Annotated in this window: 18 protein-coding genes; 13 read left to right on the top strand and 5 right to left on the bottom strand. The window is 45.7% G+C overall.

Translation table 11 applies throughout. The annotated features are described in order from the left end of the window. The first annotated feature begins 24 nt into the window (after positions 1-24). From D2910_RS02420 to D2910_RS02395, 6 genes are all read left to right on the top strand, one after another. A complete protein-coding gene (locus tag D2910_RS02420; protein ID WP_117312290.1) occupies positions 25-675 on the top strand; it encodes a vWA domain-containing protein in 651 nt (216 codons plus the stop codon). A gap of 141 nt (positions 676-816) precedes the next feature. Then, positions 817-1683, top strand: a complete 867-nt coding sequence (locus tag D2910_RS02415) for a YsnF/AvaK domain-containing protein (protein WP_117312289.1) — start codon at positions 817-819, stop codon at positions 1681-1683. 123 nt (positions 1684-1806) lie between these two features. Then, on the top strand, positions 1807-2667 hold the full coding sequence (locus tag D2910_RS02410) for a YsnF/AvaK domain-containing protein (protein WP_117312288.1): 861 nt from the start codon (positions 1807-1809) through the stop codon (positions 2665-2667). Positions 2668-2791: 124 nt separating this feature from the next. Beyond that, a complete protein-coding gene (locus tag D2910_RS02405) occupies positions 2792-3283 on the top strand; it encodes a DUF1648 domain-containing protein (RefSeq protein ID WP_117312287.1) in 492 nt (163 codons plus the stop codon). A 188-nt stretch (positions 3284-3471) separates the two neighbouring features. Beyond that, complete coding sequence (locus D2910_RS02400) at positions 3472-4077, top strand: TetR/AcrR family transcriptional regulator (protein WP_117312286.1); 606 nt, start codon at positions 3472-3474, stop codon at positions 4075-4077. 225 nt (positions 4078-4302) lie between these two features. Then, on the top strand, positions 4303-4500 hold the full coding sequence (locus D2910_RS02395) for a hypothetical protein (RefSeq protein ID WP_084245785.1): 198 nt from the start codon (positions 4303-4305) through the stop codon (positions 4498-4500). Between the two features lie 57 nt (positions 4501-4557). Here D2910_RS02395 and nadA read toward each other — a convergent pair whose 3' ends face one another. Genes nadA through nadB form a run of 3 tightly spaced genes read right to left on the bottom strand, consistent with a single transcriptional unit; the run spans position 4558 to position 8065 of the window. Then, the gene (nadA, locus tag D2910_RS02390) at positions 4558-5652 is read right to left on the bottom strand and encodes a quinolinate synthase NadA (RefSeq protein WP_117312285.1); all 1095 of its coding nucleotides are present in this window, start codon (positions 5650-5652) and stop codon (positions 4558-4560) included. Next, on the bottom strand, positions 5649-6503 hold the full coding sequence (gene nadC / locus D2910_RS02385; RefSeq protein WP_117312284.1) for a carboxylating nicotinate-nucleotide diphosphorylase: 855 nt from the start codon (positions 6501-6503) through the stop codon (positions 5649-5651). The genes nadA and nadC overlap by 4 nt, the downstream gene beginning before the upstream one ends. After that, entirely contained in the window at positions 6500-8065 is a 1566-nt protein-coding gene (gene nadB / locus D2910_RS02380) for an L-aspartate oxidase (RefSeq protein ID WP_117312283.1), read from the bottom strand. Before nadB ends, nadC begins: the two co-directional genes overlap by 4 nt. 100 nt (positions 8066-8165) lie before the next feature. On the opposite strand from nadB, the gene D2910_RS02375 reads away from it, so the two are divergent. From D2910_RS02375 to D2910_RS02345, 7 genes are all read left to right on the top strand, one after another. After that, positions 8166-9299, top strand: a complete 1134-nt coding sequence (locus tag D2910_RS02375; protein ID WP_117312282.1) for an IscS subfamily cysteine desulfurase — start codon at positions 8166-8168, stop codon at positions 9297-9299. Between the two features lie 51 nt (positions 9300-9350). Next, on the top strand, positions 9351-9551 hold the full coding sequence (locus tag D2910_RS02370; protein ID WP_084245795.1) for a hypothetical protein: 201 nt from the start codon (positions 9351-9353) through the stop codon (positions 9549-9551). Beyond that, positions 9552-9821: an OsmC family protein gene (locus D2910_RS02365; protein ID WP_101803013.1), complete on the top strand. Its 270-nt coding sequence runs from the start codon at positions 9552-9554 to the stop codon at positions 9819-9821. A gap of 98 nt (positions 9822-9919) precedes the next feature. Continuing rightward, complete coding sequence (locus tag D2910_RS02360) at positions 9920-11071, top strand: glycerate kinase (protein WP_240633536.1); 1152 nt, start codon at positions 9920-9922, stop codon at positions 11069-11071. A 323-nt stretch (positions 11072-11394) separates the two neighbouring features. Continuing rightward, a complete protein-coding gene (locus D2910_RS02355) occupies positions 11395-11964 on the top strand; it encodes a C40 family peptidase (RefSeq protein ID WP_101803015.1) in 570 nt (189 codons plus the stop codon). Beyond that, positions 11961-13082 carry an MGDG synthase family glycosyltransferase gene (locus tag D2910_RS02350; RefSeq protein WP_117312280.1) on the top strand — a complete coding sequence of 374 codons (1122 nt, stop codon included), beginning with the start codon at positions 11961-11963 and terminating at the stop codon, positions 13080-13082. Before D2910_RS02355 ends, D2910_RS02350 begins: the two co-directional genes overlap by 4 nt. A 5-nt stretch (positions 13083-13087) precedes the next feature. Next, a complete protein-coding gene (locus D2910_RS02345; RefSeq protein ID WP_117312279.1) occupies positions 13088-13684 on the top strand; it encodes a DedA family protein in 597 nt (198 codons plus the stop codon). Between the two features lie 576 nt (positions 13685-14260). On the opposite strand, the gene D2910_RS02340 is transcribed toward D2910_RS02345, so the two are convergent. Both D2910_RS02340 and D2910_RS02335 read right to left on the bottom strand, forming a co-directional pair. After that, positions 14261-15028 (bottom strand): arylamine N-acetyltransferase family protein, encoded by a 768-nt coding sequence (locus D2910_RS02340; RefSeq protein WP_117312278.1) that lies wholly within the window; start codon positions 15026-15028, stop codon positions 14261-14263. A 39-nt stretch (positions 15029-15067) separates the two neighbouring features. Continuing rightward, the gene (locus tag D2910_RS02335; RefSeq protein WP_117312277.1) at positions 15068-15718 is read right to left on the bottom strand and encodes a lysoplasmalogenase; all 651 of its coding nucleotides are present in this window, start codon (positions 15716-15718) and stop codon (positions 15068-15070) included. Positions 15719-15788 lie beyond the last annotated feature (70 nt).

Here is a 15788-nt window from a genome sequence, read left to right as displayed (position 1 = left end):
AGATAACTTGAGGAGGAATAAACAATGAAGAATGAGATGACGGAATTGGTATTCATACTGGATAAGAGCGGTTCGATGGCGGGGCTTGAAAAGGATACGATCGGCGGATTTAATGCATTGGTTGAGAAACAGCGTAAATTGCAGGGGGATGTCAGGGTTACTACAGTATTGTTTAATCAGAGCTATGAATTGCTGCATGACCGCATCTCGTTAAAAGGCATTTCTCCGCTGACCGAAGATGACTACGAGGTTGGAGGCACAACTGCATTGCTGGATGCGATCGGTTCCACGGTCCAGAAAATCGCAAATGCGCAGAAAAGGACCATGGAAGAAGAACGTGCTGATAAAGTGATGTTCGTGATCACCACAGATGGTATGGAGAACGCAAGCTGCGAATACAAATATAAAAAAATCAACGAAATGATTGCCTCGCAAAAACAGAAGTTCAATTGGGAATTCATTTTCCTCGGCGCCAATATTGACGCGGTCGCAACGGCGCGGCAATTCGGTGTTGAAGAGGAGTTTGCGGTGGAATATCATGCCGATCCTGAAGGGACCCAGCTGAATTATCAGGTTCTCAGCGAAGCTGTAACATCCTTCCGCACCGGTAAATCAATCGACCGGAACTGGAAGAAAGATATCGAAAAAGATTATAAATCGCGTGCAAAGAAATAAATAGGCAATTTTTACTCTTCCTTAAGTGGAAGAGTTTTTTGTTTGTGCCCGGTGCGGCGATAGTTTTGATTGAAATGGCAAAGGGTAGTGAGTCTATAAGGACCTTGATGTTAAAAATCGATTGTTGGAGGTATCTATTCAATGGATAAAAAGAACAATAAATTATTCGGTTTTTTTGGCGGACAAATGGAAGTTCAGGAAAAGATAGAGGAGTTAAGAAGTGAAGGTTATCCATCAGACAATATGTATGTGATCGCTAAAGACAATGAACAGATCAATGCCTTGCGCTCCTATTCGGAAGTCCATTTCAGTACTGAACAGGATGGCGATTGGATAGATAAATTCAAGGAGATGTTTTCCGGCAACCATTCGCTGAAAAATGTTTTTGAAGAAATGGGATTCAGCAATGAAGAAGCGGAAGACTATAACCGACGGATTGAAAATGGCGAAATTTTCCTGTTTGCCGACGACGAAGTCTATAACGAAGTCGATAGAAGCACCGGCTTTACAGCAACTGCAACAACTGGCACAAATGAACATACCGACAGCGGTTTTTCAGATGCTCCCAAGATGAGCCGGGCGGAACGCAGAAAAAAGATGACAGGGAATGGCGAGGAAAGCATGCTTTTGCATGAAGAGCAATTGGAAGTCCATAAAGAACGCGTACAGACAGGCGAGATCAACGTCAACAAACGCATAGTGGAAGAGCAGCAGCATATGGACGTGCCGGTTGAACGGGATGATGTCATAGTTGAGCGGCGTCCTGTCGCTGATAATGGGGATTCAAATGAAGAAATCAAAAGGGAACCCTATCAAGTCGGGGATGAGCTGCATATTCCTGTAGTTGAAGAACGACTGGTCGTGACAAAAAAAGAAGTAGTCACTGAAGAAATAGTAGTCACCAAACGCAAGATCAGTGACACAGAGCATATTTCAGAAACAGTGCGCCGGGAGGAAGTCGATATTGACGACCGTGACTTGCCGATCAATGGAAAAAATGATTTCTGATTGCCGCAAAACCTTTCCGTATTAGGCTTTCAGGGCTTATTATGTTTAATTTGAGTGCCACGGGGTAGACAGATACTAGCTTCATCAGAAAGAAGACATCACAATTTAATTGGAGGTTTTATGATGGTGAACAATAATAATAATGACAAACTGGTAGGTACATTTGAATTGCAGGCACAGGTTTTCAAGAAAATTGAAGAATTGAAAGAACAGGGTTATCGCGAAGAGGACATGTATGTAGTGGCCAAAGACGGCGCGAACATCGATACGCTTCAGGATAAGACAAGAACCAACATCACGTCAGGTGATAAAGACAGCAACTGGAAAGATAAATTCACTAATCTGTTCTCAAGTGACGATACGGAAAGAAGTTCTTATCGCAATGTCAGTGATGACAGCACCAGAGATACGGACTACAGCAGCCATGTGGAAAATGGCCGTATATTATTGTATGTCGACCGTGATTATGCGGGCACATCAGGTACATTTGCGACAGGCAGCAGAACCGGTTCGGATGCAGATATGGGCAGAGGTGGATACACTGGTACCGGCACCGGAAGAGGTACTGAAGAAGAAAGCTTTAAACTGCATGAAGAACGTTTGAATGTAGATAAGGAACGTGTGCAGACGGGTGAGGTTAACGTCGGCAAACATGTTGTAGAAGAAGAACAATCAATAGATGTTCCGGTCGAACGCGAAGAAGTGTACGTTGAACGTCGTCCGGTCAATGATGAGACAGGCTCAGGCTTAAATGATCGTGATGGCTTCAATGACAAGGATTCAATCCATGTGGATGTCAATGAAGAACGCGTAAATGTTTCTAAAGACGATGTCGTCAGTGAAGAATTGGTTGTCGGCAAGCGTAAAGTCAAAGATACAGAGCATGTCAGCGAAACGGTGCGCCGTGAAGAAGCTGATATCGATGAAGATAATAATGCCAATAAAGGCTTGTTCAACGATAAGGATGATAAAAGAGGATTGTAATATACGCCTCGGCAATAGCTAGAAATAGCGAAGCCGCTCCAGCTGTTTGCTGGAGCGGCTTTTTGCTTTGTTGAAACTTCAGATGATTTTTTCCGTAAAATAATTGGAGAGGGGAGGGGAGCCGATGAAGAAACAGCCTGCAATGAAAATACCGAAATCTTTGTTTGCGCAATTCTTGGATTGGCTGACGATTTTGGTTTTCGCTGCTGTCGTCATTTTTCTCATCACCCAGTTTTCTGCATTGCCGGACAGAGTTCCTGGACATTATGACGGAAAAGGCGATGTCGACAGATGGGGAAGCAAAATGGAATTATGGATTTTACCGCTGATCGGGGTATTGCTTTGGATTCCCATGACAGTCCTTGAAAAGTATCCGCATCTATTCAATTACATGAATTTGAGAGAAGACAATATTGAAGCCCAATACCGCAACGGCCAATTGATGCTGAACGTGCTGAAGAATGAATCGGTTCTTTTGTTCAGTTATCTTACCTTTCAGGGAATCCGGGTGGCGACCGGTGGCACAGAAGGTTTGGGCATATTCTTCATGCCGATTTTTCTGGTCGTGATCATCGGAAGCATGATCATATTTCTGATAAGGATGCTTAAACTGTGAATACCGGTGAACGCCTGTGGAGAGGGGTTATCCAGTAACCCACAGGGAAACGGGGTTATCCACAAAGGGGCAAAGTTATTAACTTTTTGATGATACGAGTGTATTAATTAGATTCAGGGTAATGAATTTATTTGATACACCTGTATCATATTTATTGAATAATAAAAGTATTCTGATAAAATGGATGTATGCCGAAACTAATAGATCACGAAAGCAAAAAGTTGGATATCGCACATGCCGCATGGAAAATTCTATTGAAGGAGGGTATGGAAGGCGCGTCAGTAAGGAATATCGCAAAGGAGGCCGGAATTACACTGGGAGCATTGCGTTATTATTTCACAACACAGGAAGAACTGCTGGCTTATACAGAAGACCTGGTTCATGCCAATCTGGCTGAACGGACAACCGAACTATTCATGGCCGATCTGCCTCCTCAGGAAAAAGTGCTTAAGCTGCTGGCGGGCTTGCTGCCGGAAAACGGGGAAGGGGACTCCGCGCCTGAGGCTCGGCTGATATTCAAACTCCATTCCAAATACTCGGGAAAAGCTTATGACAGGGGTCGGGACAGCGTCTACCAGGCTGTTAAATCAGTGATGTCGAACCTTGTGATGTTGAATCTGTTGAAAAAAGACACGGATCTGAGTTTGGAAACGGACAGGCTCTACGGCCTGATGGATGGCCTGGCGCTGAATTCTATGCTGCAAGGGGCGGAAGGGAATCCTGAAAAAACGAGGGGTATCCTGGAAACCCATTTAAAAGCTATAAGCAAGGAGCCAAGCGGGGGTCAATATTGACCTCTGTTTTTTATTTGTGAAGCGTTTTATTTATAAGTTAAATATCTATACAAAGTTCATCGGTAGCTATACATGATTTTTGTTTACATAATAAAAATATGAACAAACTAAATCGAAAGGTTTAGAATCTGAAAAATTAAGGTATAAATCAATAAACTTTCATTTATCTTCAATTTGAAATAAAATAAAGGGAAGCAATTCATCCCTAAAGAGGAGTTGAGACCGATGAGTTTAGAAACGATCAAAGGTTCAAGCATGATTGTTAAAATGACACGCAGTTTGATGAAAGAAGGCTGGTCATTTACTCCCAATGAATTTGATGTGATCATCAAAGCCGAAAACAAGGTGACAGGTGAATCCATCCATTTCCCATCGATCGGAAACTTGAAGACCTGGATTTATCAAAAAGCATTGAGCTATTAATAGTATAGAAAATCCCGGCCATCCAAATTTGGATGGCCGGGATTTTTCATTTTATATTTATAACATTTTCTCAAGAGCCATAACCGCTTCTTTAGCGGTTTTTGGATCAACTGAAATCCTGTTGATCACTCTGCCCTCGACCATTTCTTCAAGAGCCCATGTCAGATGCGGCAAATCGATTCGATTCATTGTCAGGCAAGGGCACATATAAGGATTCAGGGATACGATATCACGGTCAGGAAAATCCTTTATAAGGCGGTTGACGAGATTCATTTCGGTGCCGATCGCCCATTTTGAACCGGGTTCGGAAGCCTCGATCGTATCAATGATGTATTTTGTCGAACCGGCGTAATCAGAGATGCTGACGACTTCATAAGTGCATTCCGGGTGGACGAGGATATTGCGGTCCGGTTCTTTGTCGCGCAAAATTTCCACGTGTTTCGGCAGGAAATTCATATGCACAGAACAATGGCCTTTCCAAAGTATAACCTGAACGTCTTCGAGTTCACACTTGAGTTCAAGCTTTTGTTTAATTGGATCCCAGATCGCCATCCGCTCCAGTGGAATGCCGAGTTTTACCGCTGTATTCCTGCCAAGGTGCTGGTCGGGAAGAAACAGCATGCGCTGTTTTTGTGCAAGTGCCCATTCCACCATTTCAGCGGCATTCGAAGAAGTGACGGTAGCTCCGCCGTTTCTGCCGACAAAAGCTTTGATGGCGGCAGTCGAATTTACGTAAGTCAGGGGAACGATCGTGTCGCCAAAATACTCCTGCAGTTTCAGCCAGGCCCGCTCGGTTTGATCGATATTGGCCATGTCGGCCATCGAGCAGCCTGCACGCATGTCCGGTAAGATGACCGCCTGTTCAGGAGTCGTCAGAATGTCGGCTGTTTCCGCCATGAAATGGACGCCGCAGAAAAGGATGAAGTCCGCTGTCTGCTGACCGGCAATCTGTGATAGCTGAAGTGAATCACCCGTAACATCCGCATAGCGGATCACTTCGTCTTTCTGGTAATGGTGTCCAAGGATAAATAAACGTTCTCCGAGAATATCCTTTGCGCGGGCAGCGCGTTCGTGCAGTTCGCTGACAGGTGCTGACAGATATTCAGACGGCATTGCGTCAGTCAATTGAAGTTCATCCAATAGTGAAGTCATTGTGTGACAGCCTCCTTATGTGAAATGCTCAAGTTCATGCTCATATCCAGATTACTGACACTATGCGTCAAAGCGCCGATGGATATGACGTCAACGCCAGTATCTTTGTAATACCGTAACTTTGCCAGATCGATGCCTCCCGATGCTTCAGTGCGGATAGCAGAGGGAACAAGCTGGACCCAGCGTTTCATTGTTTCAGGCGTCTGATTATCGAACATGATGACATCAGGTGATGCATTGACCGCTTCCATTAATTGTTCCTCTGTTTCCACTTCAACCTCGATCATCATCATATGCCCATGTGCTGAGCGCGCTTTTTTCACAGCCTCCGTAATGGAGCCGGCAGCTGCTATATGATTGTCTTTCAGCATCACGGCATCGTATAGCCCGTTGCGGTGGTTAAACCCGCCGCCGGCTCTTACCGCGTATTTTTCAAACATCCGCAGGCCGGGTGTCGTTTTTCTCGTATCGACGATGCGGGTGTGAGAGCTGCTTAATGCTTCCGCACATTGTCTCGTCAATGTTGCAATCGCACTCATGCGCTGTACCAGGTTTAGAAAAACACGTTCCCCTGACAGGATTTGCGATACTTTTCCGGTAATCCTTACAATCGGTTCGCCCGCCAGGACTGGGTCGCCATCCTTTTTGAAGGCTTCAACCACTAGTGATGGGTCGAGAAGATTGTAGCCCCATTCAAAAATATGTAATCCTGCGATTATGCCGTCAGCTTTCGCTCGTACAATCGCTTCTCCTTCATCCGTTTCATTAAAGATGACCGACGATGCATCACGTTCACCGATATCTTCAATTAAAAAATTCGTCAATGCTTTTTCCGCCATTAATCTGTTCATGTTACAGTCTCCTTGCTATGGGTTTTTCGGTAGGTAATTGCGCTTCCTGTTTTAGACAATTCAATCACTTTTCCTTGCCATTCATCCATTCGAGAAGGGAAGTCTGTCCTGAAATGGGCGCCACGGCTTTCAGTGCGCAGATAAGCTGCAGTTGCAATCAATGTGCACACTGTCATTTGATGATGATTACTGATATCCTCATCGTCCATATTCATCAAATGCTTAATTGGGCGCAGCGGATAGTCAGTGATAAATGCATTTAACTGTTTCTTATCCCGCAATATTCCGATTGCGTCAGTCATTTTCGAACGCATCAATCCCATATCGGGGAAGTCGGAAAGGCCAGATGTTCCGTTTTCTATGGATGCATACACTTGAACTGGCAGCCTGTCAGCAGAAAGCGAGTTTTGTTCAACCAAATCATCTGCCAGCCGTTTTGCGAAAACGATTGCTTCCAGCAATGAATTGCTGGCCAGCCGGTTTGCGCCGTGTACGCCGCTGGATGCAACTTCCCCGATGGCATATAAGCCGCTAATAGTCGTTGCGCCTTTGTCATCCGTTTTGACTCCGCCCATATGAAAATGCGCTCCAGGCCGGACAGGAAGCAAATCTCTTGTGGGATCTATCCCATGGGTACGTAAGTTTCCCCAGATTGCAGGGAATTTGGATTTGAAACAGGTAATGCCCCTTGCATCCAGAAAAACAGGGCCATGCTTCTGCCAATGCCACTCAATTGTCCGGGCGACAATGTCCCTGGGGGCAAGTTCTTTCATCGGATGGATATCGTCCATTATGGAATGGCCGTCTTTATTGACCAAAAAAGCACCTTCTCCGCGGACTGCCTCTGAAATAAGCCCTTCAGATTTTCCGTCGATCGTCAAAATGGTTGGATGGAACTGGACGAATTCCAGATCTTCCAAAACAGCTCCGGCGTGATATGCCAGCGATAACCCTTCGCCTCCCGCGACAGGCGAATTGGAAGTGTGGCTGTATAATGCGCCGATTCCCCCTGTCGCAAGAACGGTATAGCGAGCGGGTATGATTTGTCGGTGTCCATTTCTATTGCTTGCCACTGCGCCGCAGCATTTTCCGTTATCCATTATGAGTTCGAGTGCCTGGTGTTCGGGTAAAAGATGGATTTTCTTTTCAGTTTTCTTCATTAAATAGTCCATCAGATTCTTGCCGGTCTGATCACCGCCCGAATGGAGGATTCTGCGGGTGCTGTGTGCACCTTCCATGCCAAGTATCGGCTGGCCCGATTCGTCCTGGTCGTAGGGCAGCCCTTCAGCCATCAGTTTTTTGATGGCAGTTTGCCCATCCTTGGTCAGCATCTCAACACGTTCGGGATCGGAATGATCTGCGGTCGCCAATAAAGTATCCCATGCATGCGCTTCAGGCGAATCGGTTTTGTCGAGGCTGGCTGCGATGCCGCCCTGGGCCAGATATGAATTCGCTATTTCTGGCGTATTTTTTGTCAGCACGGCAATTTTATAGGTAGAAGGCAGGGAATGTGCGAGCATCAAACCCGCTGCTCCGCCGCCGATAATACATACATCAAACAAAACTTTACACCTTCTTTACAAGTGTCTTGACACTATTAATGACATAAAGATACAGTGAATACAAGGTAAAAATGCATTTTGAAGGGATTTTGATAAAGATATGAAAAGCTATTTGGACGCGGCGGCGACAATTCCAATGAGAAAAGAAGCTTTACAGGCATATATGGAAACAGCCGAACAGGCTTACGGCAATACACAAAGCCTTCATGATGCCGGAACAAAGGCATCGGATTATGTGGATTCCTGCCGGCGGATCCTGGGAAATTTATTGGATGCCAGACCTGAAGGGTTTTACTTTACCGGCAGTGCATCAGAAGGAAACCAATTAGCCATCCGTTCGGTATTGAAAGGAAGGCCCGAACATTGCAGAAAAATCATATCGACATCTTTGGAGCATTCTTCTGTTTTGGCTGTTCTGCATGAGCTGGAAAAGGAAGGATATACAGTAGAGTATGTGCCGGTGGACGAATTCGGAAATCTGAACCGGAAAGAATTTGAGCTCGCGGTTGATAAACAGACGGCACTCGTGATAATGCAGCATGTCAATTCTGAAATGGGGGCAATCCAGGATATTGCCTATTGTTCGGCGTATGCCAAACGCTATGATGTTCCGCTTCATTCGGATATGGTCCAAGGTTTAGGCAAAGTGCCCGTCAATTTATCGGATAGCGGAGTTGCTTCGGCAGTTTTCTCTGCGCATAAAATTGGGGGACCCAAAAGCGTCGGCATCGTCTATGTGGATCCCAGCATCCACTGGCAATCTGTTTACGAGGGAACGGTCCATCAAAACGGTTTCAGGGCGGGAACGATTGATGTTCCGGGCATTGTTTCCGCTACAATCGCTGTAAAAATCGCGGTAGCGGAACAGCCCGGAAATTTCAATAACGCTAAAGAATTGCAATCGTATTTGCTTGGAAATCTGCCGGAGGACGTGATTCCTGCAGGCGATCCTTCGGCAAAATCTCCTTTCATCCAGGGATTATTATTGCCGCATGTTGAAGGGCAATGGATGATGCTTGAATGCAACCGGCACCAGATTGCCATCTCCACCGGTACAGCCTGCAAGATTGGAGCGGGTGAAGCGATGTCAGCGATGCTGGCAATGGGAATTGCGAGTGATGTCGCCAGGAAGTTTATCAGGATTTCATTCCATTCTGGCACAACTGAGGAAAATCTGATCGATTTTTTGGATGTATTGAACAAAACATTGCAGCCGACAGAACCTCCCTTATAGTTTGCGGAATAATCGGTAAATTGATATCCTTACAAAAAGGAAGGTGATATTTTGAGTGATATTATTGAATTGACCAAAATCACAGTGTTTCAAAAAGACACAGCCAATAAAATCCGTGAAGCCTATATCGGCGATTTCAAAGAGCCGCTCATGTTCGGTGTACACGGAGGTGTACGGGAATTTTATGGAGTCGAAACCGATCCGGAATATCCATCGACGCTGGACCATATCGTAGCTGCCGCGGGCGGCTGACTGGTCGGTACATTATCAGGCGCGCTGGAAGCGCGTCATATACCGACTTCACCAGACAAAGTAAAAGCGGAAGTACAAGGTGTCATTGAAGCGCCGGACGGAGTTTTGAAAATCACCAGAATCAGCTGCCATTATCACGTGAAAGTTCCAGCCGGCAAAGAAGAGGCTGCTGAACGGGCTCTAAAAGTCTTTGACAGGGGCTGTCCTGTAGCCCAGACGCTGAAAGGCGCAGTTGAAATTGAACATGCATGGGATATTGAAAGCTATTGAACGGATTACAGCAACGAAGTTACGGAAGACGTGTCTTAACATAAGGCATGTCTTCTATTTTATTGCTGCGGAATTTGCTGAAACTTGGGAGGCTCGCTATGAAAATAATTATTGCACCGGATTCGTTCAAAGGTTCGATGACAAGCTTGGTGGCCTCTGTAGCCATAAAGCGGGGGATACTCGATGTTGATCCACTTGCTGAAACAATCCTTTTGCCGATGGCTGATGGCGGAGAGGGAACAGTTGAGGCAATTCTGTCGGTTAGCGGCGGAAAGAGGATCAGCTGCCAGGTCCAGGATCCGCTTGGCCGGAAAATTGAAGCGGCCTATGGATGGATTGTTGAAGAGAAAGCAGCTGTGATTGAAACCGCTGCTGCTTCCGGCTTGCCATTGCTTTTGCCGGAGGAGCTGGATCCTGACAAAGCTTCGAGTTTTGGCACGGGTCAACTGATCAAAGACGCATTGGACCGGGGAGCGGAAAAAATCATACTGGGGCTTGGCGGCAGTGCGACGGTCGACGCGGGCACGGGTTTATTCCAGGCACTGGGCGTTAAATTCTTTGATGAAAACAACAGGGAACTGGAAACTGTCGGCGGTCGAGTGGATTTGATCGCCTCAATGGATGCAACTGGGCTGGAACCTTCCCTGGCTGCAGTTCAAATCATCGTTGCCAGTGATGTAATAAATCCTTTGTTGGGAAAAGATGGTGCGATTGCGGTTTTCGGCCCGCAAAAAGGAGTGAAACAGCAGCACATGAGCCGATACGAAAAAGGCATGCGGCAATTTTCCGCGCTCGCTGCCAATACTATGGGCCGTGATAAAAGTGCGGAACCCGGAAGTGGAGCTGCTGGAGGCATCGGTTTCTTGTTGAAAACTTTGTTGGATGTGGAATTTATGAGCGGCCTTGAATTGATTGTGGAAAGGACTCAACTGGAAAAGCAATTGGACGGCGCTGATCTTGTACTGACCGGTGAAGGGCGTATTGATGGGCAGTCTGTATTCGGAAAAGTTCCGGTTGGCATCGGGCGATTGGCCCGGAGCCATAATATACCCGTCATTGCTTTTGCCGGATCGATCGGTTCAGGCATCGAAAATCTTGAAAAGGAAGGTATTCTTGAAATCATGCCGATAATAAGTGGGCCGATGGAACTTCAGGAAGCTTTGCTTGATGGGGAAAGTCTGTTATATAAAGCAGCCAAGCGCCTCATGAATATCCTGAAGCTCGGAAAAGTGATTGCAGATGATAAGTGATGCTTAGATTAATAATGAGTTTAGTTGACCTGCTCTGTGACGAGCAGGTTTTTCTACGAATATTAATAATATCTTAATAAATAAGCTGGTTCTTTTTTAAGTAATCAGGGCTATAATAAGGTAATAAACTAACAGGAAATTACAAATATTTATGAAACTTTACACGTGTTCATTCGTTAAATTATATATAGACAGATAAGTCCCGATAAATTCTAAGTCTCCGGTCGCATACATTAATAGCCTGGCGCCTGATGTAGGTTTAAAGAGAGAAAGATAAACTGAAGGTAAGGAAAAACGGGATTCTTTGCAAGGGGGAAGAAATGATGGAAATATACATAGTGTTCACTGACACCAAAACCAATTTGGCAAAAATGATCAAGAACTGTACACGATATCCGTTCAGCCATGTGTCGCTGTCATTTACCAAAGATTTAAGCCAGATGTACAGCTTCGGCCGAAAAGAAACGGATAACGCATTCATAGCAGGATTTGTGAAAGAAGATGTGCGTGACCATCTTTTTCAACGGGCGGATTGCGCTGTCTGTAAGATGGAACTTAGCGAAGAGTGCTACCGGATGATATGGGCGTACGTTCAACGAATGGAACGGGAAAAAGATTCGTTCAAATACAATTTCACCGGTCTATTTGCCGTTGCTTTCAATTATAATTTCAATCGAAAAAATGCTTATTTCTGCTCGCAATTCGTAACCGAAGCATTGGCTGCCGGAAACATTCATTTGACAGAAAAGCCGCCTGCTTTAATGACACCGCGCGATATCTTTTCGTCAGACAGCATGGAAATGATTTACCGTGGAGACATGCGTAATTATCCGTATCTTGACAGCATCCCAGCTTATATTGCCGAAGCGCATTATCTGGAGGCTGTCCAATGAAGAAGGTTCTGCTTCTCCCTTTGCTGGACAGCATGCCATCCGGTCATCACCAGGTCGCTGATGCGGTCCGGGAGATTATTCAGATGAATTCCGGGGAGATTGCATCCACGAAACTGGATATTCTGAGTGAATGGAATACCTGGCTTGAAAAAGGCATCGTAGCGGGATATCTTGGATGGATCCGCCGCTTTCCAAAATCCTATGCATGGATATACCGGCAATTCGCCTATCGCAGTAAAAGTGAAAGGCCGCATAAATTATACGAAATCTTATTCATGAACAAAGTGAGGGACCTTTTAGAAAGGGAACAGCCGGATCTGATTGTCTGTACCCATGGCTTCGCTTCGCTTTTTATCAACCGTTTAAAAGAATCTGGCGAATGCGATATTCCCACATTGAATATCTATACGGATTTTTTCATTAACGACGTGTGGGGCTGCAGCCATATCGACTATCATTTCGTGCCCAGCAGGATGGTTAAAGACGCGCTGTCGTCTAAATATGATATTGATGAAACCCGGATCTTCGTTACCGGCATCCCGATCAGCCCAAAATTTGAACAACGGACGCGGCAAGAAGAAACCGGCAACCCAACAGTGAACCGGATTTTATTGTCTGGGGGCAGTGTGGGACTGGGAAACCTGGGGGATTTGGTCAAAAAGAGAGTTAAAAACACTAATTGCCGGGTGAAGGTTCTTTGCGGAGCAAACGAGAAGTTATATAAAGACATCAAACGCATACCGGATGAATTTGCTGAAGCGTACCCCTATATATCTTCCAAAGAAGAAATGAACAAAATTTATGATGAAGTGGACGCTATTATCAGCAAGCCCGGTGGTGTAACGGTGTCGGAAGCGCTCAGAAAAGGCATCCCAGTTTTTATTTCGTCGGCATTGCCCGGCCAGGAACAGATCAATTTGCAGATTCTAAAGGAGATGGAATTGGTAACGCTGATTCCCGGAGATGAAGACGCGCTTGATTTCACCTGCAGAGCGCTTCAGGACGAGAAAATGATGCAACAATTCAATGAAGCAGCTGACAGGTACAGGAAATCGATTGAACTGAATGATTCAAAAAGCATGTTTAAAGTGATCCAACAAATGCTGGAGCGGGGCTGAGAAGGATGGATATCCAATCCCTCATCAATCAGATATTGTTGTTCCTGGAAGCAATGGGTTTGTTTGGGCTGTTCGGGGCTATTTTTCTTGAAGGGGCTTCAGTTCCGTTTCCAGGCATCATCGCCGTGTTGGCATACGGCGGATTGCTTGATCTGTCATTGGCAAAGATGGCCGGAATTGCAGCAATGATGGCTGTCGTTTATAGCCTGGCGAGCCTGATCCCTTATTTCATCGGCAATAAACTGGAGCATCTCCTATGGAATAAAATCCGAAAGGGGCTTGAGAAGGCAGGCGGTTTCTTTAATCGCTACGGAATCTGGAGCATCGCTTTATCGCGGCCATTCGGAGTAGGGAACTATATATCTTATCTGGCGGGTATCAGCAATGTTGGCTTGGTAAAATACATGATCCTAACATTTTCAGGAATCTTTCCATGGTGTTTTGCGATTCTGTATCTGGGAGATTACCTGAACGGAAATTATGAGCGTTTTTCGGCTCTTTTCAACGATTATAAATTTGAGTTCTACGGAATCGGACTGTTGCTGGCGGTTCTCTTTACAGCGTATTCCATCTGGAAGCGCAGAAAAAAAGAACGGACATGAAAAGCCTCTTCAAATGCGAAGAGGCTTTTCCAAATCTGTCCAGAAATATTCAACTTCAATAAGCATTACGTTCTAGACGGATGCTTTCCGCGGGGAGCGGGCCTGAGCCTCCTCAGTCGCTCCGCTCCCTCCGGGGTCTCAGACTCACTCTGTTTCCCGCAGGAAGCGATTCACGCTTGCGTGAATCGTTTGCGACGAAGCTAGCGCAGCGATGCAGGAGCATATCTTTGCTCTTCACCGTCTATCACTTCATTCGGATTCCGTTCATAAATCTAAGATCTACTTCTTGATTTAGAGTAAACTTAAATAAGATCGTATTATAGAAAGTGATCTGAGGTATGGAGCAAAACAGCGAAGACTCCCAGGCGACCAAGCGAAGTGCTGAGATCCACTCGGGCGAAGTGTAACGAGACCGAGTTAGCTCAGCGCAAGCAGCCAAGTGCGGCCGAAGTATTTCGGCCAGCGCTTTGCGACGAAGCTAGCGCAGCGATGCAGGAGCACGGTTTTTGGAAAGCGAAGCTGTTTTGCGGAATATCGCTTTATATTTTTCTGTATCCGAAAGTTTAAAAAGCCTCTTCAAATGCGAAGAGGCTTTTCTGTATTCAATATGATCCCGAATTCTTCTTCGAGCAATTTTACTTTTTCAGCCTCCGTCAATTCCTGCTTTTCTTTCCTGCCTTCTATAGTTCGGGTGAGGGTGGTTCCGGAAAGTGTGACACGGCCTTCCGGAGTCGCTTTTGTTACGATGTCATCATGCGTAAATGTAGATTCTTCCGATACCTGGTTGAAGACACAGCCTTCATGGAAATCCTCCAGCTTTTTCTCATCCAGTGTAAAACGGTACAGCACTTTTTCGTTCCCGTCATTTTCGCGAGACAGTTCATAAACTCCGGATTCGGCTTCCTCTATCCGATAAGTTCCGCTATTATCGGTATGCCTTTCGCCTTCGAGAGGAATCGGACTGATCGTCGAATCGCCAAAACCCGCGTCCACCAGATAAGGGGCGTCGAGTTCAACGATGATGGCTGCATGCGTATCGGCTTTTGCATAGCTGCCGTCAGGCTTCACGACAGTCGCTGAAATCATTTTGGCGTCAAAACCGATTTGCTGCAGAAGCCAGCAGAACAAGCCGTTCAGTTCATAGCAATAACCGCCTCTGTGCTGATTGACCACTTTGTCGTAGATGCTCTCCAGATTCAGGTAGATCGGGACTTTTCGGATTACATCCAGGTTCTCGAAAGGGATATGCTGCATGTGAAGTGATTGGAGCTTCGCCAGGTCCTGCAGGTAATTCTCTTCGACCGGATGGGCATTAAAGCGTTTCAGATATTTTATCGGATTCATATATATTTTTTCCTTCCTTTCATGCGGTAGCTTACTGGCTTATTTATTCCCGATATTCGGCTTTCGGAAACTTGACGCGCTGTGCGCAATGAAAAATTGTGCGCCGTAATAGGTGGACATGATCAGCAGGTGAGAATACGCCACAGGAGCAACGAACATATTCCAGGCGAGTACGGAATCCGATGCGACAAAGAGCAGGCTGCCGATGATCAGCCAGCGGTTCCCGGTCATAAATGCGGACCAGGCCATCAGGATAATGGCGGAAATATAAAACAGTACCGGCATGATTAATGCGTCATCGCCGCCGGCCTGCAGTGCTCCCATCATCCGTACACCCATCAGCAGACCGAAAATGCCGAACGGCAGGATGGACAGTAATCGGTAAAGATTGTATTTCCATTGGGTTAAAAATGCGGCTATGTAAAAGAGGTGGCCGATTAAAAAGGCGGACAACCCGATAATGAACCAATGAAGCGTCGCGTCACCGATTGAACAAAAGATAAGTCCGGTGAGAATCAGCCAGTGGATCTTTAATTTTTCGTGAGGCATTCGAATGAGTGCATACATGATGATCAGCACCATCGGAATCAGCTTGAAAATAAGCTTAAACCATAAGGGGTTATCCGGAATAAAGAAAATGTAAAGAATGCTTGCAGCTAAAATTGTGGCAGGTAATAGTGATTTTTTCATAACCAGGCTCCCGTCGTTTCTTCTGTATGAAAGGTATTCCATCAAACAATAACAAATCCCTTTATTTTCC

Origin of the sequence: Planomicrobium okeanokoites, assembly GCF_003428875.1 — a bacterium.
GTDB classification, from domain to species: Bacteria; Bacillota; Bacilli; order Bacillales_A; family Planococcaceae; genus Planococcus; species Planococcus okeanokoites.
This window is presented reverse-complemented; position numbering and strand designations above follow the sequence as displayed.